Source organism: Streptomyces sp. NPDC034111 (assembly GCF_055575375.1).
In genome coordinates, this window is sequence record NZ_JBVIST010000012.1 from 17,676 (window position 1) to 39,065 (window position 21,390).

Annotated in this window: 20 protein-coding genes; 17 read left to right on the forward strand and 3 right to left on the reverse strand. The window is 72.5% G+C overall.

What is annotated here, in order from left to right:
• The first annotated feature begins 246 nt into the window (after positions 1 to 246).
• From ACZ55A_RS24510 to ACZ55A_RS24560, 11 genes are all read left to right on the forward strand, one after another.
• Positions 247 to 1,920, forward strand: coding sequence for a CTP synthase (locus ACZ55A_RS24510; protein WP_468843828.1), 1,674 nt, complete (start codon positions 247 to 249; stop codon positions 1,918 to 1,920).
• 100 nt (positions 1,921 to 2,020) lie between these two features.
• Complete coding sequence (locus ACZ55A_RS24515) at positions 2,021 to 2,647, forward strand: NUDIX domain-containing protein (RefSeq protein ID WP_468843831.1); 627 nt, start codon at positions 2,021 to 2,023, stop codon at positions 2,645 to 2,647.
• 173 nt (positions 2,648 to 2,820) lie between these two features.
• Positions 2,821 to 4,944 carry a tetratricopeptide repeat protein gene (locus ACZ55A_RS24520; RefSeq protein ID WP_468843834.1) on the forward strand — a complete coding sequence of 708 codons (2,124 nt, stop codon included), beginning with the start codon at positions 2,821 to 2,823 and terminating at the stop codon, positions 4,942 to 4,944.
• A gap of 168 nt (positions 4,945 to 5,112) precedes the next feature.
• Complete coding sequence (gene ald / locus ACZ55A_RS24525) at positions 5,113 to 6,228, forward strand: alanine dehydrogenase (RefSeq protein WP_468844226.1); 1,116 nt, start codon at positions 5,113 to 5,115, stop codon at positions 6,226 to 6,228.
• A 489-nt stretch (positions 6,229 to 6,717) separates the two neighbouring features.
• A complete protein-coding gene (locus ACZ55A_RS24530) occupies positions 6,718 to 7,734 on the forward strand; it encodes a ParA family protein (protein ID WP_018087947.1) in 1,017 nt (338 codons plus the stop codon).
• Entirely contained in the window at positions 7,719 to 8,378 is a 660-nt protein-coding gene (locus ACZ55A_RS24535) for a hypothetical protein (protein ID WP_468843837.1), read from the forward strand. The genes ACZ55A_RS24530 and ACZ55A_RS24535 overlap by 16 nt, the downstream gene beginning before the upstream one ends.
• 117 nt (positions 8,379 to 8,495) lie before the next feature.
• Positions 8,496 to 9,656, forward strand: a complete 1,161-nt coding sequence (locus tag ACZ55A_RS24540) for a segregation and condensation protein A (RefSeq protein ID WP_468843839.1) — start codon at positions 8,496 to 8,498, stop codon at positions 9,654 to 9,656.
• Entirely contained in the window at positions 9,653 to 10,429 is a 777-nt protein-coding gene (gene scpB / locus ACZ55A_RS24545; protein ID WP_468843841.1) for an SMC-Scp complex subunit ScpB, read from the forward strand. Before ACZ55A_RS24540 ends, scpB begins: the two co-directional genes overlap by 4 nt.
• Entirely contained in the window at positions 10,429 to 11,583 is a 1,155-nt protein-coding gene (locus ACZ55A_RS24550; protein ID WP_468843843.1) for a pseudouridine synthase, read from the forward strand. Before scpB ends, ACZ55A_RS24550 begins: the two co-directional genes overlap by 1 nt.
• A gap of 177 nt (positions 11,584 to 11,760) precedes the next feature.
• The gene (locus ACZ55A_RS24555) at positions 11,761 to 12,783 is read left to right on the forward strand and encodes an ADP-ribosylglycohydrolase family protein (protein WP_468843846.1); all 1,023 of its coding nucleotides are present in this window, start codon (positions 11,761 to 11,763) and stop codon (positions 12,781 to 12,783) included.
• A complete protein-coding gene (locus ACZ55A_RS24560) occupies positions 12,776 to 13,591 on the forward strand; it encodes a nucleotidyltransferase domain-containing protein (protein ID WP_468843848.1) in 816 nt (271 codons plus the stop codon). Before ACZ55A_RS24555 ends, ACZ55A_RS24560 begins: the two co-directional genes overlap by 8 nt.
• Before the next feature lie 33 nt (positions 13,592 to 13,624).
• Here the strand turns inward: ACZ55A_RS24560 and ACZ55A_RS24565 are convergent, their stop codons facing one another.
• Positions 13,625 to 14,320, reverse strand: a complete 696-nt coding sequence (locus ACZ55A_RS24565) for a nucleotidyltransferase domain-containing protein (protein WP_468843850.1) — start codon at positions 14,318 to 14,320, stop codon at positions 13,625 to 13,627.
• A gap of 244 nt (positions 14,321 to 14,564) precedes the next feature.
• Here ACZ55A_RS24565 and aroH point away from each other — a divergent pair, with 244 nt between their 5' ends.
• The 5 genes from aroH (at position 14,565) to der (ending at position 19,074) form a co-directional block, all read left to right on the forward strand.
• Positions 14,565 to 14,927: a chorismate mutase gene (gene aroH / locus ACZ55A_RS24570; RefSeq protein ID WP_468843853.1), complete on the forward strand. Its 363-nt coding sequence runs from the start codon at positions 14,565 to 14,567 to the stop codon at positions 14,925 to 14,927.
• Complete coding sequence (locus tag ACZ55A_RS24575; protein WP_468843856.1) at positions 14,924 to 16,009, forward strand: prephenate dehydrogenase; 1,086 nt, start codon at positions 14,924 to 14,926, stop codon at positions 16,007 to 16,009. Before aroH ends, ACZ55A_RS24575 begins: the two co-directional genes overlap by 4 nt.
• An 86-nt stretch (positions 16,010 to 16,095) precedes the next feature.
• Positions 16,096 to 16,827 (forward strand): (d)CMP kinase, encoded by a 732-nt coding sequence (gene cmk / locus ACZ55A_RS24580; RefSeq protein ID WP_468843859.1) that lies wholly within the window; start codon positions 16,096 to 16,098, stop codon positions 16,825 to 16,827.
• Between the two features lie 104 nt (positions 16,828 to 16,931).
• Positions 16,932 to 17,519, forward strand: coding sequence for a lysophospholipid acyltransferase family protein (locus ACZ55A_RS24585; protein ID WP_468844229.1), 588 nt, complete (start codon positions 16,932 to 16,934; stop codon positions 17,517 to 17,519).
• 94 nt (positions 17,520 to 17,613) lie between these two features.
• Positions 17,614 to 19,074, forward strand: coding sequence for a ribosome biogenesis GTPase Der (der, locus tag ACZ55A_RS24590; protein WP_468843861.1), 1,461 nt, complete (start codon positions 17,614 to 17,616; stop codon positions 19,072 to 19,074).
• Positions 19,075 to 19,161: 87 nt separating this feature from the next.
• Here the strand turns inward: der and ACZ55A_RS24595 are convergent, their stop codons facing one another.
• Together ACZ55A_RS24595 and ACZ55A_RS24600 are read right to left on the reverse strand one after the other, a co-directional pair.
• Complete coding sequence (locus ACZ55A_RS24595) at positions 19,162 to 19,500, reverse strand: hypothetical protein (protein ID WP_468843864.1); 339 nt, start codon at positions 19,498 to 19,500, stop codon at positions 19,162 to 19,164.
• 118 nt (positions 19,501 to 19,618) lie between these two features.
• Positions 19,619 to 20,419, reverse strand: coding sequence for a hypothetical protein (locus tag ACZ55A_RS24600; RefSeq protein ID WP_468843866.1), 801 nt, complete (start codon positions 20,417 to 20,419; stop codon positions 19,619 to 19,621).
• Between the two features lie 284 nt (positions 20,420 to 20,703).
• Between ACZ55A_RS24600 and ACZ55A_RS24605 the strand changes: the two genes are divergently transcribed.
• Positions 20,704 to 21,291 carry a transglycosylase family protein gene (locus tag ACZ55A_RS24605; protein WP_468843868.1) on the forward strand — a complete coding sequence of 196 codons (588 nt, stop codon included), beginning with the start codon at positions 20,704 to 20,706 and terminating at the stop codon, positions 21,289 to 21,291.
• Positions 21,292 to 21,390: the final 99 nt, after the last annotated feature.

The window sequence follows — 21,390 nt, forward strand, 5'->3', positions numbered from 1 at the left end:
TCCGAACGGGTGGCCTCCGTCACGTGACACGGTCAAGCGGAATCGTCACACACGGTGACCGGCGAGGGGGGTGTGCGAGGATCTGGTGCGTGGCCGGGAGCGACCATGCCCCGGCGCTGATAGCCTGGTACCCCGTGGACCGGTGGGCACGAGAACCCCCGAACCGCAGCGACGGCACCCCTGAAAACCCGGACGGCGCCGCCTCGCACCTCTCCACCTCGCGACCACGGGAGCTCCCTCTTGGCCATGCCGCCCTCTGCTTCTCGAAAGAACGCAGCCACGACGACCAAGCACCTCTTCGTCACCGGGGGCGTCGCCTCCTCGCTGGGCAAGGGCCTCACCGCCTCCAGCCTGGGTGCTCTCCTGAAGGCGCGGGGCCTGCGGGTCACGATGCAGAAGCTCGACCCGTACCTGAACGTCGACCCCGGAACGATGAACCCGTTCCAGCACGGTGAGGTCTTCGTCACCAACGACGGCGCCGAGACCGACCTGGACATCGGCCACTACGAGCGGTTCCTCGACGTCGACCTCGACGGCTCGGCCAACGTCACCACCGGCCAGGTCTACAACACCGTGATCGCCAAGGAGCGCCGCGGTGAGTACCTCGGCGACACCGTGCAGGTCATCCCGCACATCACCAACGAGATCAAGCACCGCATCCGGCGGATGGCGACCGAGGACGTCGACGTCGTGATCACCGAGGTCGGCGGCACCGTCGGCGACATCGAGTCGCTGCCGTTCCTGGAGACCGTCCGCCAGGTCCGCCATGAGGTCGGCCGGGACAACGTCTTCGTCGTGCACATCTCGCTGCTCCCCTACATCGGCCCGTCCGGCGAGCTCAAGACCAAGCCGACGCAGCACTCGGTCGCGGCGCTGCGCAACATCGGTATCCAGCCCGACGCGATCGTGCTGCGCGCCGACCGCGAGGTCCCCACCGCGATCAAGCGCAAGATCTCGCTGATGTGTGACGTCGACGAGGCCGCCGTGGTCGCCGCCATCGACGCCCCGTCGATCTACGACATCCCCAAGGTGCTGCACGCCGAGGGCCTGGACGCCTACGTCGTCCGGAAGCTGGACCTGCCGTTCCGTGATGTGGACTGGACCCAGTGGGCGGACCTGCTCGACCGTGTCCACAACCCCGACCACGAGGTCAATGTCGCTCTGGTCGGCAAGTACATCGACCTGCCGGACGCCTACCTCTCGGTCACCGAGGCGCTGCGGGCCGGCGGCTTCGCCAACAAGGCCCGGGTGAAGATCAAGTGGGTCACCTCCGACGACTGCCGGACCCCGGCGGGCGCCGAGGCCCAGCTCTCCGACTGCGACGCGGTCTGCATCCCCGGCGGCTTCGGCGACCGCGGTGTGGACGGCAAGGTCGGCGCCATCACCTACGCCCGGGAGAACCGCATCCCGCTGCTCGGCCTGTGCCTGGGCCTCCAGTGCGTGGTCATCGAGGCGGCCCGCAACCTGGCCGCCATCGAGGGTGCCAACTCCACCGAGTTCGACCCGGCGACGGCCCACCCCGTCATCTCCACCATGGCCGAGCAGCTGGACATCGTCGCAGGTGAGGGCGATATGGGCGGCACGATGCGGCTGGGCATGTACCCGGCCAAGCTCGCCGAGGGCTCCATCGTCCGCGAGGTCTACGGCGACGCCCCGTACGTCGAGGAGCGCCACCGCCACCGCTACGAGGTCAACAACTCCTACCGCGGTGAGCTGGAGAAGAAGGCCGGCCTCCAGTTCTCCGGCACCTCGCCGGACAACAAGCTCGTCGAGTACGTCGAGTACCCGCGCGAGACGCACCCCTACCTCGTCGCCACCCAGGCGCACCCGGAGCTGCGCTCCCGCCCGACCCGCCCGCACCCGCTCTTCGCCGGGCTGGTGAAGGCCGCGGTCGCGCGCAAGACGGGTGCCGCGAAGTAGCCTGCCGCCCGCCGGATACGGTTGCCGGGGTACGGCCTCGCCCTGCGAGGTCGTACCCCGGTTTCCGCGTGGGTCAATGCTCAGCACAGGAGGACGCGCCATGGCGATCAAGGACACCCCCGAGGAGTGGACGGTCACCGCGACCACGACGCCGTTCACCGGGAACAAGACCAGCGTGCGCACCGACACCGTCGTCATGCCGGACGGCGCCACCGTCACCCGCGACTACCAGGTCCACCCCGGTTCCGTGGCCGTCCTCGCGCTCGACGACGAGGGCCGGGTGCTGGTGCTGCGCCAGTACCGCCACCCCGTACGCCAGCGGCTGTGGGAGATCCCGGCCGGGCTGCTCGACGTCCCCGGGGAGAACCCGCTGCACGCCGCCCAGCGCGAGCTGTACGAGGAGGCACACGTCAAGGCCGGGGACTGGCGGGTGCTGACCGATGTCTATACGACGCCGGGCGGCTGCGACGAGGCCGTACGGATCTTCCTGGCCCGCGACCTGTCCGACGCGGAGGGGGAGCGCTTCGAGGTCTCCGAGGAGGAGGCCGACATGGAGCTGGCGCGGGTGCCGCTGGACGAGCTGGTGCGCGGGGTACTCGCCGGTGAGCTGCACAACAACTGCCTGGTGGTGGGGGTGCTGGCGCTGACCGCCGCCCGGGGCGGCGCGGGCCTGGACGCCCTGCGGCCGGCCGAGGCGCCCTGGCCGGCCCGTCCCTTCGAGGCCTGAGCCGGGCCCTTCGCCACCCGATCGGTTACCGGTCGGATGATCGGCCGATCCGATCGAGTGACCCAACCGCCGTGGTCCGTACGGACCGTGACGGCCCGTGAACTACGCTCGACAACGATCCCGTCCGCGTGGCGCGGCGGGCTCGTACGCGCAGGTGGACGGGAGCGTGGCCGGTGACGGAGCAGGCGGTGGGCGGGGGACACCTCCCGCCCGGGACACAGCGGGTGCCGGCCGCGGCGCCGCCGGACCGCCGGACACCGCCTGCCCGTCCGGTCGTCCCCGCCGCCGCTCCCGCGCCGTCCGCCCTCGGGTTCTCCGGCCGCCGCCGCGAGCTCAAGGAACTGCACGCCGATATCGCCCGCGCCGGGCTGGACACCCTCTCCGGCCGCAAGGGCGCCCGCAGCCGGGTCCTGCTGATCGCCGGCCGCCCCGGCTCCGGACGTACCGCGCTCGCCGAGGAGCTGCTGCGCGAGCTGTCCGACGGCTACCCCGACGGGGTGCTGCGGGCCCGGCTGACCGGGCCGCGCGGCGAGGTCGCCGGGACCGCCCGGACCGCGCGGGACCTGCTCGCGGCGCTCGGTGCGGACGCCCCGCCGGGCGCGGACGAGGACGAGCTGACCGAGCAGCTGCGCGCGGCCCTCGCCGGGCGCCGGGCGCTGCTCTTCCTGGACGACGCCCCCGGCGCGGACGAGGTCGCACCGCTGCTCCCGGACGCCCCGGACTGCCTGGTCGTGGTGGTCTCCCAGGGGCCGCTGACCGGCATCCCGGACGTCCGGCCGTGCGCCCTGGGCGGCCTGGACAACGCGGCCTGCGTCGAGATCCTCGCCCGGTACGCCGGGCCGACCCGGATCACCGTCGACCCGCGGACCGCCGACAGCGTCGCCGAGGAGTGCGGCGGCCAGCCCGCCGCGCTGGTCCTGGCCGGTGCCTGGCTCGCCGCCCGCCCCAAGTCCTCGGTCGCCGATCTGCACCAGGCGCTGCGGGCCGTCCCGGTGCCGCCGGATCTGCCCAGCGGCGCCCACCCGCTCTTCCGCGCCTTCCACCTCGCCTACGAGGCGCTGCCGCCGCCCACCGCCCGGATACTGCGGCTGACCGCCCTGGCGCCGGCCGGCCTCGTGGATGCGCATATCGCCTCCGCGCTGGCCGGCTGTTCGGTGGCCGTGGCCGCCACCGCGCTGGGCGACTTCGCCGCGCTCGGGCTGCTCCGGCCGGTGGCCGACGAGGACGACGCGGACCGTGGCACCCGGGTGCCGGACGCCGCGCTGCACCCCAGGTACCTGCTCCCCGGCTGCCTCGATCCGCTGGTGCGCGCGCTGCTCGGTGCGCACGAGCGGCCGGCCGACATCCAGCTGGCCCGCGCCCGGATGCTGGAGCGGACGGTACGGCTGCTCCAGTCGTGCCGGGCGATGGGCGAGCCGGCCGACTCCCCGGCCCGCCACAAGGTCGCCGGGCTGCCCCGCTCGCTGCGCTTCAGCTCCCGGGGCGCCGCCGCGCACTGGCTGCACAGCCGCCGCTGCGCCCTGCTCGACGCCGCCCGGATCGCCGTCGAGGACGGTGAACTCGACACCCTGGACCGGCGGTTGATGGCCACCCTCACCCGGACGCTGCTGGTGCACGAGGGCGCAGCGGCCGCCGCCCCGGACCTGTACGCACTGCACGGGCTGGTGCTCCGGGTCGCCGAGCGGCGCGGGCTGGCGCGGGAGAAGGCCGCCGCCCTGCTGAACCTCGCCGACCTGGATGCGCAGGCGGGGCGGACCGCCCAGGCGGCCACCCGTTACCGGGGCGCGCTGGAGGCGGCACGGTCGGTGAAGGATCCGGTGGCCACCGGCCGGGCGCTGGAGTCGCTGGGCGCCTCCTACGCCGAGCTGGGCGACTGGCAGCGTGCCGCCGACTGGTACGGACGGGCGCTGGAGCTGCGGCTGGCCCGTGGCGAGCGCGCCGACGCGGCGCGGCTGCACGGCCGGATCGGCGGCGCGTACACCGCGGCGGGCCGGTGGGGCGAGGCGCTCAAGCAGTGGCGGGTGGCCGCCAGGACGTACCGCAGGCTCGGCGAGGTGGCCGGTCAGGCACGGGCGACGGGGGAGGTGGCCCGGGTGCAGGAGTGCGCGGGGCGGCCGGAGGAGGCTCTGCGGACCTGCCGTGAGGCCCTGGAGATGGCCCGCACGGCGGGCGACGGACGGCTGGAGGCGGTGCTCCAGCTACGGATTGCGGACACCCTCGACCGGCTCGGCGACCCGGCCGCGGCACGGCTCCACCGCTCCGTCGGGGAGCAGCTCCTCGAAGATCACCCGGAGTGACCTGCGAAATCGGTGGCGCTTCCGTCAGAAATTAATGCTTTGCAAGGCTAGACAACGAGAGCTCCTTCAATAGACTGGCTGGGCCGCGTACGGCGCGGTCAGTTCCGTCATGCATCGCATGAGGGGATAATTCCTCCTGCACCCTCTCTTTCAAGGACCGTGATCGACGTGAAGGTCGGCATCCCCCGCGAGGTCAAGAACAACGAGTTCCGCGTGGCCATCACGCCCGCCGGAGTCAACGAACTCGTCCGCCACGGCCACCAGGTCTTCATCGAGAAGGACGCCGGCCTCGGCTCCTCCATCACGAACGAGGAGTACGTCTCCGCCGGCGCCTCCATCCTGGACACCGCAGACGAGGTCTGGGGTACCGCTGACCTGCTGCTGAAGGTCAAGGAGCCGATCGCGGAGGAGTACCACCGCCTCCGCAAGGACCAGACGCTCTTCACCTACCTGCACCTGGCCGCTTCCAAGGAGTGCACGGACGCCCTGCTGGAGTCCGGTACCACCGCCATCGCCTACGAGACCGTCGAGACGGCCGGCCGCCAGTTGCCGCTGCTCGCCCCGATGTCCGAGGTCGCGGGCCGGATCGCCCCGCAGGTCGGCGCGTACCACCTGATGCGCCAGGCCGGCGGCCGTGGTGTGCTGCCCGGTGGTGTCCCCGGTGTCCACGCGGGCAAGGCCGTCGTCATCGGCGGTGGCGTCTCCGGCTGGAACGCCGTGCAGATCGCCGTGGGTCTCGGCTTCCACGTCACCCTGCTCGACAAGGACATCAACAAGCTCCGCGAGGCCGACAAGATCTTCGGCACCAAGGTGCAGACGATCGTCTCCAACGCCTACGAGCTGGAGAAGGCCGTCGTCGAGGCCGACCTCGTCGTCGGTGCCGTCCTGATCCCCGGCGCCAAGGCCCCGAAGCTGGTCACCAACGAGCTCGTCGCCAAGATGAAGCCCGGAAGTGTCCTTGTCGACATCGCGATCGACCAGGGCGGCTGCTTCGAGGACTCCCGTCCCACCACGCACGCCGAGCCGACCTTCGAGGTCCACAACTCGGTCTTCTACTGCGTCGCCAACATGCCCGGCGCGGTGCCGAACACCTCCACCCACGCCCTCACCAACGCCACGCTGCCCTACATCGTGGAGCTGGCGAACCGCGGCTGGGTCGAGGCGCTGCGCCGTGACCCGGCGCTGGCCAAGGGCCTGAACACGCACGACGGCAAGGTGGTTTACGGTCCGGTCGCCGAGGCGCACGGCCTGGAGACCGTCGAACTGCGCACGCTCCTCGGCTGAGACGTCAACGACACGCGTCAACGCTGAACTTCCGGCCGGGCCTTGGCGACAGGGCCCGGCCGGTCGCGTGTGCGACCTGCGGTGCGCACCATTCCGGATCGCCGGCGCTCAACTCGCCGCGAACGTAACCGTTTAACCGATTCGGGTACCCCCGAAACATCGGTCCGATACCGCTTGCGCTCTTGACATCGGGGGGTCCGGTTACCGACACATCGTGCCGGGTCCGGTGGATTGTGTTGCTGCGGACGCCCGACACGCCATAGAGTCGCCAACCGTCGGCATGGTGCCACGCTGACCTATCGATAAAGTTTCCTGGTCACATCCAAGGAGGTAAGACGACTTGTGAATGAGTCGACATTTTCTCCCGGAGGTGCTCAACCAGGAGTGGTTGCACGGGCCCAGGGTCCCTCGGGGCGCGAGGCTGTCGGCTCCGTCGCGGTCCACACCTTCGCAGCCCAACACAGCATTTCCACGACAGCCCACCAGAGCATGGACGGCCATCACGTGAACGCCATGGCCGGCGACCGGGGCAGTGGAGAACCCGCCCGTCTCGCCGACTACGACGACCTGCCCGAGGGGCACTTCTACGATCCGGACGCGGAGTACGAGCCGGACCCCGAATACGCCGCGACGCTCGCGCCGGACGCCGCGCGCCAGCGCCGCGAACGCGTCGGCCCGACCGGACGCCCGCTCCCTTACTTCCCCATTCCCGGACCGCTGTCGGACCACGGCCCGGCGAAAATCATCGCGATGTGCAACCAGAAGGGCGGGGTCGGCAAGACCACCTCGACCATCAACCTGGGCGCCGCACTCGCCGAATACGGCCGACGGGTGCTGCTCGTCGACTTCGACCCGCAGGGCGCCCTGTCGGTCGGACTCGGCGTCAACCCGATGGAGCTCGACCTGACGGTCTACAACCTGCTCATGGAGCGGGGCATGTCGGCCGACGAGGTGCTGCTGAAGACCGCGGTCCCCAACATGGACCTGCTGCCCAGCAACATCGACCTGTCCGCGGCCGAGGTGCAGTTGGTCAGCGAGGTCGCGCGCGAGTCGACCCTTCAGCGCGCCCTGAAGCCGCTGCTGGCCGACTACGACTACATCGTCATCGACTGCCAGCCCTCGCTCGGCCTGCTCACCGTCAACGCCCTGACGGCGGCTCACAAGGTCATCGTGCCGCTGGAGTGCGAGTTCTTCGCGCTGCGCGGTGTCGCGCTGCTCACCGAGACCATCGAGAAGGTCCAGGAGCGGCTCAACCCCGAGCTGGAGCTCGACGGCATCCTGGCGACGATGTACGACTCCCGTACGGTGCACAGCCGCGAGGTGCTGGCGCGCGTCGTCGAGGCCTTCGACGACCACGTCTACCACACCGTCATCGGCCGCACGGTCCGCTTCCCGGAGACCACCGTCGCGGGCGAGCCGATCACCACGTACGCCTCCAACTCCGTCGGTGCCGCCGCCTATCGCCAGCTCGCCAGGGAGGTGCTCGCCCGGTGTCACGCCGAGTGAGTCTGCCGGGAGCCGACGAACTGTTCCGCACCACCGGGGGAGGGGGGCTCCAGCCCTCCAGCCCCCGTCGTACGGCGAACGGTTCGGCGGCCGCGGCCAACGGCGAGGCGCCCCGGGTGCCGTCGCCGGCCGGCGAACCCGATCCGGCCGCGGAGGCGCCGGAGACGCCCGCCGCCGCACGGCAGCGGCGGCCCGGGAACGGCGGCTCGGACACCCCGGCAACGGCCGGTGACGGCGGACCTGCCACCCCGCCCCGGGTGCCCGCGGTCACGCCCCCGGCCGAGCACAGCGGCCGCGAGACGGACAGCGACGGCGCCAAGGGCCACCGGGCCCAGGCGAACTCCTCGGGTCAGGCCGGTCAGTCCGCCACCGACGCCGCGGCCGGCGGACAGAGCCGCCGCCGCGGTGGCCGCGGTGCCAACCGCCGCCCCAGCGGCCGGGAACGCCACGACGAGAAGATCACCGTCTATGTCTCCGCCGAGGAGCTGATGGACCTCGAGCACGCCCGCCTGGTCCTGCGCGGCGAACACGGCCTCGCCGTCGACCGCGGCCGGATCGTCCGCGAGGCGGTCGCCGTGGTCCTCGCCGACCTGGAGTCCCGCGGCGACGCCAGCATCCTGGTGCGCCGGCTGCGCGGACGTTAGCCGGGCGGCGCCTGAGGCGTGTCCGGGGCGCGTACGGGATAGCCTGCCCTTCCGGCGGGTCTTCCGCCCGTGACCAGCCCGTCGCCCCGGCGCGGGACCGCAGCACCATGGACCGCGATGCCGACGACCAACGACGATGCCCCCGCGCCCCGCGCCCGCAGACGACTCGGGCGCGGGCCGGGCGCCGGGCCGGAGGAACCGGGGACACGGGAGGCGCTTGAGGCGCCTGTGGTGCTTGAAGAGCCTGACGAGCCTTCCGTGCGTGAGGTGCCCGAGGTGCCGGCGGCGCCTGAAGTGCCTGCGGCGCCTGAGGAACCGGTGGGGCGTGAGGCGCCGTACGAGGCTGAGGTGACGGAGGCCCCCGCCGAGGTCACGGAAGCTCCCGCCGAGGGCGGGGAGGCCGGGTCTGCGGCCGAGGGCGGGGACGGGACGTTCACCCTCCGTCTCGACAACTTCGAGGGCCCCTTCGATCTCCTCCTCCAGCTGATCTCCAAGCACAAGCTGGATGTCACCGAGGTCGCGCTGTCCAAGGTGACCGACGACTTCATGGCGCACATCCGGGCCATGGGGCCGGACTGGGACCTGGACCAGACCACCGAGTTCCTGGTGGTCGCGGCGACCCTGCTGGACCTGAAGGCGGCCCGGCTGCTGCCCGCAGCCGAGGTGGAGGACGAGGCGGACCTCGCGCTCCTGGAGGCCCGCGATCTGCTCTTCGCCAGGCTGCTGCAGTACCGCGCGTACAAACGCATCGCGGACATCTTCAGCGAGCGGCTGGTGGACGAGGCGCGCCGCTACCCCCGTACGGTCGGGCTGGAGCCCCAGTACGCCGAGCTGCTGCCCGAGGTCGTCATCAGCATCGGGGCCGAGGGTTTCGCCAGGCTCGCGGTCAAGGCGATGCAGCCCAAGGCCAAACCGCAGGTCTATGTCGACCACATCCACGCCCCGCTGGTGAGCGTGCGGGAGCAGGCCGCGGTGGTGATGGCGCGGCTGCGGGAGGCGGGCGAGACCACCTTCCAGGAGCTGGTCGCGGACGCACCGGACACCCTCACCGTCGTGGCGCGCTTCCTGGCCCTTCTGGAGCTCTACCGCGAGCGGGCGGTGGCGTTGGACCAGGAGGAGGCCCTGGGCGCGCTCACGGTCCGCTGGACGGGTGCGGAGGGGGCCGCGCCACAGGTCACGGACGAGTTCGACCAGGAACCGGGGGAGCGGGCGCCCGTCGCGGCGGAACGGGCCGCGGAAGCGGAACCAGGCGAGGCAGCGGAAGAGGAGCAGGCATGAGCGGCGCGGCGGCCGGCGGCGGGACGTCCGCCGGTGGCGGGCAGGACGGCACCACCGGGACGTACGCAGCCCCCGGGGCGCCCGGCGGCCCCGAGGCGTACGACATCACGGAGGCCGGTGCGGACGACGGCGGCCCCGGGGAGCGCCCGGAGGCGCCGGCCGGGGCGCTGGGCGTGGCCGAGCTGGCGCTGAAGCCCGCGCTGGAGGCCGTCCTCATGGTCGTCGACGAGCCGGCGACCGAGGAGCACCTGGCCAGGGTGCTGCAACGGCCCCGGCGGGCGGTCGCCCTGGCACTGCGCGAGCTGTCCGACGACTACGCGCGCCAGGGCCGCGGATTCGATCTCCGCCTGGTGGCCGGCGGCTGGCGTTTCTACTCCCGCGCCGAGTACGCCGACGCCGTGGAGAGCTTCGTCCTGGACGGGCAGCAGGCCCGGCTCACCCAGGCCGCATTGGAGACTCTGGCCGTGGTCGCGTACCGTCAGCCGGTCAGCCGTTCCCGGGTCTCCGCCGTTCGCGGTGTGAACTGTGACGGCGTGATGCGCACGCTTCTCCAGCGCGGCCTGGTGGAGGAGGCGGGGACGGAACCTGAAACAGGTGCGATCCTGTACAGGACGACGAATTACTTTCTGGAGCGGATGGGCCTGCGTGGTCTGGACGAGCTCCCTGAGCTCGCACCGTTCCTCCCGGAGGCGGACGCGGTCGAGGGCGACTCGCCGGAAGGTATCCCGTCGTTCGACGTAGACGACAGCGGCGACTCTCAGACGGATCATTGATGCGAAGCAGCGGCAGGAACAACAGGGACAGCGGGCGCGGCGACTACCGCGGCGCGGGTGGGGGTACCTCCCGGCCGAAGGCTGGGGGAAAGAAGGACGAGAAGCAGCAGCGCGCCGGCCGCCCCCGTCCTGAGGAGCGCCGCTACGACGTGGGCGGAACCGGTGGCCCCGGGGGCTCCAAGGACGAGCGCGGGGGCGGTGGTGCCAAGAGCGGCGGCAGCCGTGGCGCGGCGGCCCGCGGCGGTGCCAAGGGCGGTCCCCGTACGGGCGCCGCGTCCAAGGCGGCCCGCTCCGGCGGCAAGGGCGGCGGTCCCCAGCGCGGCCGTGGCCAGGCGCCCGCCCGGCCCCGTGAGTACGACGCCCAGGTCGAGGAGCGCAACCGCGCCCGGCACAACAAGCCGCAGATCAAGACTCCCAAGACGTTCGGGGAGCAGGAGGGCGAGCGGCTCCAGAAGGTGCTGGCCAGGGCCGGTATGGGCTCGCGGCGGGCCTGCGAGGAGCTGATCGACCAGGCGCGGGTCGAGGTCAACGGCCGGATCGTCACGGAGCAGGGCGTCCGGGTCGACCCCGAGAAGGACGAGATCAAGGTCGACGGCCTGACGGTCGCCACCCAGTCGTACCTCTTCTTCGCGCTGAACAAGCCGGCCGGGGTGGTCTCCACCATGGAGGACCCGGACGGCCGCCAGTGCCTGGGCGACTACGTCACCAACCGTGAGACGCGGCTGTTCCACGTCGGCCGGCTGGACACCGAGACCGAGGGCATCATCCTGCTCACCAACCACGGTGAGCTGGCGCACCGCCTGACGCACCCGCGCTACGGCGTCAAGAAGACCTACCTGGCCGCCATCCAGGGCCCGCTCCCGCGCGACCTGGGCAAGCAGCTCAAGGACGGCATCCAGCTGGAGGACGGCTACGCGCGCGCCGACCACTTCCGGGTCGTGGAGAACACCGGCAAGAACTACCTCGTCGAGGTGAGCCTCCACGAGGGCCGTAAGCACATCGTGCGCCGGATGCTGGCCGAGGCCGGCTTCCCGGTCGACAAGCTGGTGCGGACGGCCTTCGGACCGATCTCCCTGGGCGACCAGAAGTCGGGCTGGCTGCGCCGGATGACCAACACCGAGGTCGGCATGCTGATGCGCGAGGTGGAGCTGTAGGGACCGCGAGCGGTCCGTTGCCCCGGTGGGGGTCCCCACTACACCCGCCCACCCCCCGAAGGGGGGTGGGCGGCGGGGAAAAAACAGGACGGCCGGCGCGCGCTCGTACGAAAGTGCCTTGCGCGCTGCCCCGCCACCCCTTAACGTCACTGTGACGATTAAGGGGTGGTTTTTTTCATGGGGTTCACGGGGGCAACGAGGTCCGCCGCCACGGGCGCGCTCATCGGGCTCGCGCTCGGCGATGCGCTGGGCTTTCCGACCGAGTTCAACGACGTACCGGCGATCCTCGCGAAGTGCGGGCCGTGGTGGCAGATGGCGCTGCCCGACCCCGCCTTCGTCACCGACGACACCCAGATGACGCTGGCCCTGGGGCGGGGACTGCGCACGGCCATGGAGCGCGGTGAGCTCACCGCGGCCGGCCTCGAAGCCCCGGTGCGCGCGGAGTTCGTGTCCTGGTGGCGCTCGCCCGACAACAACCGGGCCCCGGGCGGCACTTGCCTGCGCGCCTGTCAGCTGCTCAGCGACCAGGACCTTCCCTGGGTGGAGGCCACCCAGGCCGGGTCCAAGGGGTGCGGCGCCAATATGCGGGTCGCGCCCCTCGGGCTCGCGCCGGGGCTGAGCCCGCAGCAGCGCTCCGGCGCCGCCCAGCTCCAGTCCGCGCTGACCCATGGGCACCCCACCGCGCTCGCCGCGAGCGATCTGACCGCCTTCGCCGTCCGTGCGCTGGCAGAGGGCGCACGGCCCGCCGCGCTGCCCGGTCTGCTCCGTACGTACGCCCACGACCAGCGCACCGTCTACCGGGAGGACTGGCTCGGCGACCTGTGGCGGCGGGGCCAGGACCCGTCCGCGACGGCGTTCATCGCACGCGGCTGGGACGAGTGCCTGGGCGTCCTGGACCGGCTGGACGCGGCGCTCGCCGCACCGGACCCGGAGGCCGACCCGTGCGCGGCCACCGGCGCCGGATGGATCGCGGAGGAGGCGCTGGCCACCGGACTGCTGTGCTTCCTGCTCTTCCCCGACCGGCCGCTGACCGCGCTGCGCCGGGCCGCGTGCAGCTCCGGCGACTCCGACTCGATCGCCTGCCTGGCCGGCGCCTTCGCGGGCGCCCACCTGGGACCGGGCGCCTGGCCCGAGGAGTGGGCCGCCCGGATCGAGTACCGCGAGGAGCTGCTGGCACTGGGGGAGGCCTGGGATGACTGAGAACGTGACGGAGACGGGGCGGGGAGCGGGTCTCCGGGCAGCCGGGCTGCCCGCCGTCGACCTGGGGGCCGTCGTCGCGGAACAGGATGATCCGCTGGTCTTCGCGACGGTCTCCGGCGCGCATCTGTACGGCTTCCCCTCCCGCGACTCCGACGTCGACCTGCGCGGTGCGCATCTGCTGCCGCCGGCCGCGCTCGTCGGACTGCACGAGCCGGAGGAGACCCGGACCCGGATGTGGGACCGGGACCGCGTCGAGATGGACCTCGTCTCGCACGACCTGCGGAAGTTCGCCCGGCTCCTGCTGCGCCGCAACGGCTACGTACTGGAGCAGCTGCTCTCGCCCCTCGTCGTGCACACCACACAGGTGCACCAGGAGCTGATCGCGCTCGCCCCGGACCTGCTCACCGCCCACCACGCCCACCACTACCGCGGCTTCGCGCTGACCCAGTGGCGGCTCTTCGAGAAGACCGGCGAGCTGAAGCCGCTGCTGTACACCCTGCGGGTGCTGCTCACCGGTATCCATCTGATGGCCAGCGGCCGGGTACAGCCCCATCTGCCCACGTTGGTGGGCGAGTTGGCAGCGCCCGCCTACGTGCCGGAGCTGATCGCGGCCAAGGAGGCGGCCGAACACGGCGCGGCCGGTGACCTGGTGGACCCGGCACGGCTGCGTACGGACGTCGAGGCGCTGCACGCCCGGCTGGACGCCGCCCAGGCCGCGACGGCCCTGCCGGACGCCCCGGCGGCCCGCGACGCGCTGCACGACCTCATCGTCCGGGCCCGGCTGGAAGGCCTGCCCGCGGCGCGGTGAGGCCCCTGCGTGGCCGGGGCGGCGGGCGCGGCCTCAGCCGAGTGCCGACGCCCGCCGGGACCGGAACAGGAAGTCCGCCACCCGGTCCCGGTCCGGCTCGGCCGGCAGCGGCGAGCCGGACACCGCCGCTTCGGCCTCCTCGGACAGCCGCGCCATCCGCCGCTCGACCACGTCCCAGGCCACCTCGCCGCGCTTGACCGCCAGCAGCTCCTCCCGGGCCTCACCGACGTCCAGCGTGAGGACGCCCGTACGGAGCAGATCGCGGGCGCCGGCCAGCAGACGCAGCAGATGCATGGCGTGCTTCCAGCGGGGGGCGCCGTGCCGGCGCACATCGGCCCGCAGCTGCTTGAGCTGCCCGACGGCATAGCCCGTGAACGTGCGATGGGCCTGCCGGGACAGGAACGCACCGCGCAGCTCCAGCAGCTCCCGGCCGGTGGCGTCGATGCGCTCCACGTAGGGCGAGTGCAGACACTCCAGGACGGTGGGGTTGGCGCGCAGCGCCAGCTGGCAGAAGCGTTCCAGCTCCCAGGAGAACTCCTCCTCGCGCGGCCCCTCCACATGCGTCGGCGGCTTTTCCAAGCCCCAGAAGAGGCGGGTCGGCGCGAGAAACACCCCGCGCCGGTCGGTGTCGCTGCTCTCCGTCGCCAGCCCGAAGGCGCGTGAGCCCATCACACACGCATAGACGGTGTGCTCGACGACCAGCGAGTGACCTGTGGCGGCTTCCGGCATGGCGGCGATTGTGGCTGGTGGGGCGGCGCATGTCACCAGGTTTAAGCGGCGGAATGCGGGGTGGCCGGGCGGCCCGGCCACCCTCGGTGCGCGGCCGCTCGCCGCCCGCGTGGACCGCCGGCCCGGCTCATCCCGCCGTCACCCGTCGCGTACGGAATGTCAGTGCGGCTGGTTACGCTGATCAGTGCGTGCAGCAGGTGGATGACGCAGCAGACGCAGCACACGACGCAAGGGGAGCAGTGACGTGGCGGTACGAGCGGTCCGCGGGGCGGTCCAGCTGGAGCGGGACGACGCGGAGCATATGCACGAGCAGGTGGGCGAGCTGCTCACCGCCATCCTGGAGCGCAACGGGCTGCTCGCGGACGACCTGATCAGCGTGTGGTTCACGGCCACCCCCGATCTGCACAGCGACTTCCCGGCCGCCGCCGCCCGCGCCCTGGGGATCACGGACGTCCCGCTGATCTGCGCCCAGGAGCTGACGGTCGCCGGCGCCATGGAGCGGGTGGTGCGGGTGCTCGCCCACGTCGAGACCGGACTGTCCAAGGCCGGCATCGCCCATGTCTACCTCGGCGCGGCCGCGGCGCTGCGAAAGGACATCGCGCAGTGAGAACCGCACTCGTCATCGGAACGGGCCTGATCGGCACCTCCGCCGCGCTCGCGCTCGAGGCGCGCGGCGTCCAGGTCTTCCTGGAGGACCACGACCAGGCCCAGGCCCTGACGGCCGCCGCGCTCGGCGCGGGCACCGCCGAGCCGCCCCCGGAGCCGGTCGATCTGGCCATCGTGGCCGTGCCGCCCGCCCATGTCGCGGCGGCGCTCGCCGGCGCCATCCGGCGCGGGGCGGCCCGGGCGTACATCGACGTGGCCAGCGTCAAGGGCGGACCCCGCCGTGCGCTGGAGGCGATGGGCTGTGACCTGAGCAGCTACCTCGGTACGCACCCCATGGCCGGCAAGGAGCGCTCCGGCCCGCTGGCCGCCACCGCCGATCTCTTCGAGGGCCGCCCCTGGGTGCTCACCCCGACCCCGGACGGCGAAACCGAGGTGCTCAACCTCGCCCTGGAGCTGATCGCGCTGTGCCGTGCCGTCCCTGTGGTGATGGACGCGGACGCCCACGACCGCGCCGTCGCCCTGGTCTCGCACACCCCGCAGCTACTCTCCAGCCTCGTCGCCGCCCGCCTCAAGGGCGCCGACGAGACCGCCGTCCGCCTCTGTGGCCAGGGCATCCGCGATGTGACCCGGATCGCGGCCTCCGACCCCGCGATGTGGATCGACATCCTCTCCGCCAATCCCGGGCCGGTCGCCGATGTGCTGAGCGAGGTCGCCGCGGATCTGGACGAGACCGTACGGTCCCTGCGCGCCCTCGAGTCCGCCGACGAGGACAAGCGCGGCGGCGGTGCGAGCGGCATCGCGGACGTGCTCCGGCGCGGCAACGCCGGCCGCGACCGGGTCCCCGGCAAGCACGGCGCCGCCCCCGCCGCGTACGAGACCGTCGCGGTCTACATCGGCGACCAGCCCGGTGAGCTGGCCCGGATCTTCGCCGACGCCGGCCGGGCCGGGGTCAACATCGAGGACGTCCGCATCGAGCACGCCACCGGCCAGCAGGCGGGCTTCATCCAGCTCACGGTCAAGCCGCAGGCGGTGCCGGTGCTGACCGCGGAGCTGCGGGAGCGGGGGTGGTCGATCCGGCAGTGAGACCGTGGACGGCGCCGTGCGGGTGAGCCAGTAACCTTGTGCGAGGCCCTTATGGCCCTTGGACCCCCGCCCCGTGTACAAGAAAGGTGTTCGTCACCGTGGAAACCGCCGCTCGGACCGCCCCGGCAGCAGTGATTGTCGCCATCGACGGCCCCGCTGGCACGGGCAAGTCCAGCACGTCCAAGGCCGTGGCCGCCAAGCTGGGCCTCGGCTACCTCGACACCGGCGCCCAGTACCGTGCGATCACCTGGTGGATGCTGAACAACGGCATCGACGTCAAGGACGCGACGGCGGTGGCCGACGCCGCTGCCAAGCCCGTGATCGTCTCCGGCACGGACCCGGCCGCCCCGACCATCACGGTCGACGGCCTGGACGCCGCGGGCCCGATCCGCACCCAGGAGGTCACCGCCGCGGTCAGCGCCGTCAGCGCGGTCCCCGAGGTGCGGTCCCTGATCACCGACCTCCAGCGCTCCATCGCCGCCGAGGCGCCGAACGGCATCGTCGTCGAGGGCCGGGACATCGGCATCACGGTCCTGCCCGACGCCGACCTCAAGGTCTTCCTGACCGCCTCCCCCGAGGCGCGGGCAGCCCGCCGCAGCGGTGAGCTCAAGGGCAAGGAGGCCGCCGATCTGACCGCCACCCGCGAGGCGCTGATCAAGCGGGACGCCGCCGACTCCTCCCGTAAGACCTCCCCGCTGGCCAAGGCGGACGACGCCGTCGAGGTGGACACCACCGAGCTGACGCTGGAGCAGGTCATCGAGTGTGTGGTCACCCTCATCGAGGGCGTCAGCGCCGAAAAGGCGGGGCTCGCCCGGTGACCGACCCTGACAGGGTGCTGAGCACCGCGGGCGAGGCCGGGCAGCGGCCCGGCCTCCCGAGTGCGGCCGGCGCCGCCGTCGGCCGGCGGATCGGTATCGGCCTGATGTACGGGCTGTGGCGGCCGCGGGTACTGGGTGCCTGGCGGGTGCCGTCCACCGGCCCGGTGATCTTCGCCGTCAACCACTCGCACGCCATCGACGGCCCGATGCTGATGGGTACCGCGCCGCGGCCGGTGCACTTCCTGATCAAGAAGGAAGCCTTCGTCGGCCCGCTGGACCCGTTTCTGCGGGGCATCGGGCAGCTGAAGGTGGACCGCAGCACCGCCGACCGCAAGGCGATCACCGATGCGCTCGGGGTGCTGGAGCGCGGCGGCGTGCTGGGGATCTTCCCGGAGGGCACCCGCGGCGAGGGCGACTTCGCCTCGCTGCGCGCGGGCCTGGCGTACTTCGCGGTGCGCTCCGGCGCACCGGTCGTGCCGGTGGCCGTGCTCGGCAGCAAGGACCGCCACAGCCGGCTGACGTCGGCCGTGCCGCCGCTGCGGTCCCGCGTCGACGTCGTCTTCGGCGACGCCTTCGCGCCGGGCGACCGCAGCGGCCGGCGCACCCGTAAGGCGCTCGACGAGGCGACCGTACGGATCCAGGAGCGGCTGACCGCCCACCTGGCCGAGGCACGGCGCCTGACCGGGCGCTGACCCACACTTGAGTGGTGGACCGCGGACGAGCGGCCCACCGCTCACGAAGACCACGCGGCGTAGCCGCACATTGAATGCGTGAGGAACGGACTTCATGAACGACCAGATCCCCACCGGCGACGAGCACGGTGCGCTTGGCGACGCCGAGTACGCGGAGTTCATGGAGCTCGCCGCGCAGGAGGGCTTCGACCTGGAGGAGGTCGAGGGCGACATCGCCGCGGCCGGCCACGGTCCGCTGCCCGTCCTCGCCGTCATCGGCCGCCCCAATGTCGGCAAGTCGACGCTGGTGAACCGCATCATCGGCCGCCGTGAGGCGGTCGTCGAGGACAAGCCGGGCGTCACCCGCGACCGGGTCACCTACGAGGCGGACTGGAACGGCCGCCGCTTCAAGGTCGTCGACACCGGCGGCTGGGAGCAGGACGTGCTCGGCATCGACGCCTCCGTGGCGATGCAGGCCGAGTTCGCCATCGAGGCCGCGGACGCGGTCATCTTCGTCGTCGACGCCAAGGTCGGCGCGACCGACACCGACGAGGCGGTCGTCAAGCTGCTGCGCCGTGCCGGCAAGCCGGTGGTGCTGGTCGCCAACAAGGTCGACGGCCCGTCCGGCGAGGCCGACGCGGCCATGCTCTGGTCCCTGGGCCTGGGCGAGCCCTACCCGGTCTCCGCGCTGCACGGCCGGGGCACCGGCGACATGCTCGACGCCGCGCTGGAGGCGCTGCCCGAGGCTCCCGCGCAGACCTTCGGCCAGGCCGTCGGCGGCCCCCGCCGGATCGCGCTCATCGGCCGTCCGAACGTCGGCAAGTCCTCGCTGCTGAACAAGGTCGCCGGCGAGGAGCGGGTGGTGGTCAACGAACTGGCCGGCACCACCCGCGACCCGGTCGACGAGATGATCGAACTGGGCGGCAAGACCTGGAAGTTCGTGGACACCGCCGGTATCCGCCGCCGGGTGCACCTCCAGGAGGGCGCCGACTACTACGCCTCGCTGCGCACCGCGGCGGCCGTCGAGAAGGCGGAGGTCGCGGTCGTCCTGATCGACGCAGGGGAATCCATCAGCGTCCAGGACCAGCGGATCATCACGATGGCCGTGGAGGCCGGACGCGCCCTGGTCATCGCCTACAACAAGTGGGACACCCTCGACGAGGAGCGCCGCTTCTACCTGGAGCGGGAGATCGAGCGGGACCTCGTCCAGGTCCCGTGGGCGATGCGGGTCAACGTCTCCGCGCGCACCGGCCGCCACATGGAGAAGCTGGTCCCGGCGATCGAGACCGCACTGGCCGGCTGGGAGACCCGTATCCCCACCGGGCGGCTGAACGCCTTCCTCGGCGAGATCGTCGCCTCGCACCCGCACCCGATCCGCGGCGGCAAGCAGCCCCGCATCCTCTTCGGCACCCAGGCCGGCACCAAGCCCCCGCGTTTCGTCCTCTTCGCCTCCGGCTTCCTGGAGGCCGGCTACCGCCGCTTCATCGAGCGCCGGCTGCGTGAGGAGTTCAGTTTCGAGGGGACGCCGATCCACATTTCGGTGCGGGTGCGGGAGAAGCGCAGCAGGAAGAAGTAACGCCCCGGCGGGTCCCGCCGAGGCTTGCCGGCCGGACCCCGGCCCAGGATTGCCCGGCCACGCCCCGGCTCCCTGGCCCCCCGCAGGTCAGTGGCTGTGGCGCCGGGCGTCGCGTGGGGCCGGGGGAAGGGCGGGGGCGTGGCCGCGGGGGTGGTACGGCTGGCGGCCGACGACCTCCCACTGGCCCGCGGAGGCCGCCGTACGGGCCCAACTCCCGCTGCCGCGCAGTGCTTCCGGGAGCTCCGGCTCGTCCGTACGGTCCCCGGGCAGCGCCCGGAAGGAGCGGCGGTACTCGGCGTACAGCGCGTCGTAGATGGGCGTGGCGCCGCGCTCGGTCGTGTGGGTCGGTCCGCGTTCGTGCGACGGGCGCATGGCGGGGATCGGGGCGGGGTACGGGGCGCGGGAGGACGGGTCGTATGCGTGCACGTATGTGCCAACGACCTCGACGGCCGTGGGATGCGGCTTTCCGGCGGAAATGGCCGAACGCGGGGGCAGGACCGGCCGGATCGGCGGTTCTGCCCCCGCGGTCGTTACCGCTGGACCGTCAGGTGCCGGCGAGCGGCAGCGCCGCGGCGACCAGGGCGCCCTTCGCGGCTGCATCCTCCAGCGCCTGCCGCATCAGGTCCTCACGCGGCTGGTGGCCGATGGTGCCCGCGGGCGCGGCGTACATCAGCACCGCCTGGGCCTTGTTGGCCGCGGCCCGCCAGCCGTCGGAGACCGCCAGCGGCTGATGCGCCTGCCACCAGGCGGCCTGCGCGCCGGCGTTGCCCGGCTGGAGGACGGCGTGCAGCTTGCCCATGGCCAGCAGCGCCGACCAGCCCGGGTTCAGGGCGGGGAGCTGGTTCATGTCCGTCACCGGCTGGAAACCGTGCTCCATGAGGAGCGGAAGGAACTGGTCGTCCAGGCCGACCGAGCCCGGGCGGGCGATCGGGCCGTCCGGCTCGACCACCAGGGCCGGGCGCAGATCGTTCTCGACCAGCACCAGACCGCAGGTGATCCCCAGGGTCGCCTGGCGGTCGCCCACGGGGGCCGGATTGGCCTGCGCGCCGGGGGTACGGGGGGTGGCGTCCTCACCGGTGATGGAGCGCACGGCTCCCTGGAGCTGCTCCTCCGATACCGGGACGACCTGCGAGGGGATGCACGTGGCGTGGGCGAACGCGAGCACCGCGGTCTCCTCGCCCACGAACAGGACGGTGCTGGTGCGCTCCTGCTCGCTGTCTCCGGGGGTCCGGCAGGAGGTGCAGTCATAGCTGCCGGGGGCGTCGCCACCGGCCAGCAGGCGGTCGGCTTCTTCGTCGCCGATCTCGGCGCGAACGTCGTCGCTGACGTCGAGCATGCGCGGCACGGGTGGCTCCTCGATCTCTGAGCGTCTGCCGGGCGGTCTCCCGGCTCGTACAAGGACAACGGGTGACCTGCGGCCGGAGTCACGCGGCGACGGGAACAGAATCGAACCAATCCCCGCACAGCGGGAAACCACGGAAAGGCGCCTGAGAAGCGGTCACTTACCATCGGCGGGTGTGCAGAAGGTGGCGCAGTTGGCGGCGTTGTGTACACCGGAGCGGGTGGGACCGGTCCCTGGAGGGCGTGGCGCGCCGGCCGGCGGGCGGCGGCTGCCTACCGTCACCGGCTATGTCGGACAACTCTTCGGCGCCGCGGCGCCTCGTGGGATCCGCCGGGCTGCTCACCGCGGCAGCCACCGCCCTGGTCCTGGCCGTGCCCGGCGGCGCGGCCGCCGACGGGCCGCCGGGGGACGGCGCGGGCGGCGCCGCCCGCGGCGACGACAAGGCGCGGCACGCCTGCGCCGTCGACCAGTGGCCCTGGGGCTGCCTCGCCGAGTGCGAGAGCAGCGGCGACTGGCACGTCAACAGCGGCAACTCCTTCTACGGCGGCCTCCAGTTCTGGCAGCCCACCTGGGAGGAGTTCGGCGGCCTCGCCTACGCACCGCGCGCCGACCTCGCCAGCCGGGAGGAGCAGATCGACATCGCCAAGCGGGTACAGGCCGTCCAGGGCTGGGGCGCCTGGCCCGTGTGCGCCAGGCGCTACGGGCTGATCGCCCCCGAGCGGACGTATGTCGTCCGGCGTGGGGACACCCTGCGCAGCATCGCCCGCAGGTACCACGTCAAGGGCGGCTGGCGGGCGCTCTACAAGGCCAACAGACAGGCCGTGGGCGGCAACCCGAACCGGCTGGTGGACGGCCTCAGGCTGCGGCTGCCCTGAAGCGGACCGCCGGCGGCCCGGGACGGAGCAGGCTCTACGGGGGCGGACGGGATACGGGACATGGTGGTTGCCTGTCATGGCTACCGATGTCCTAACTCT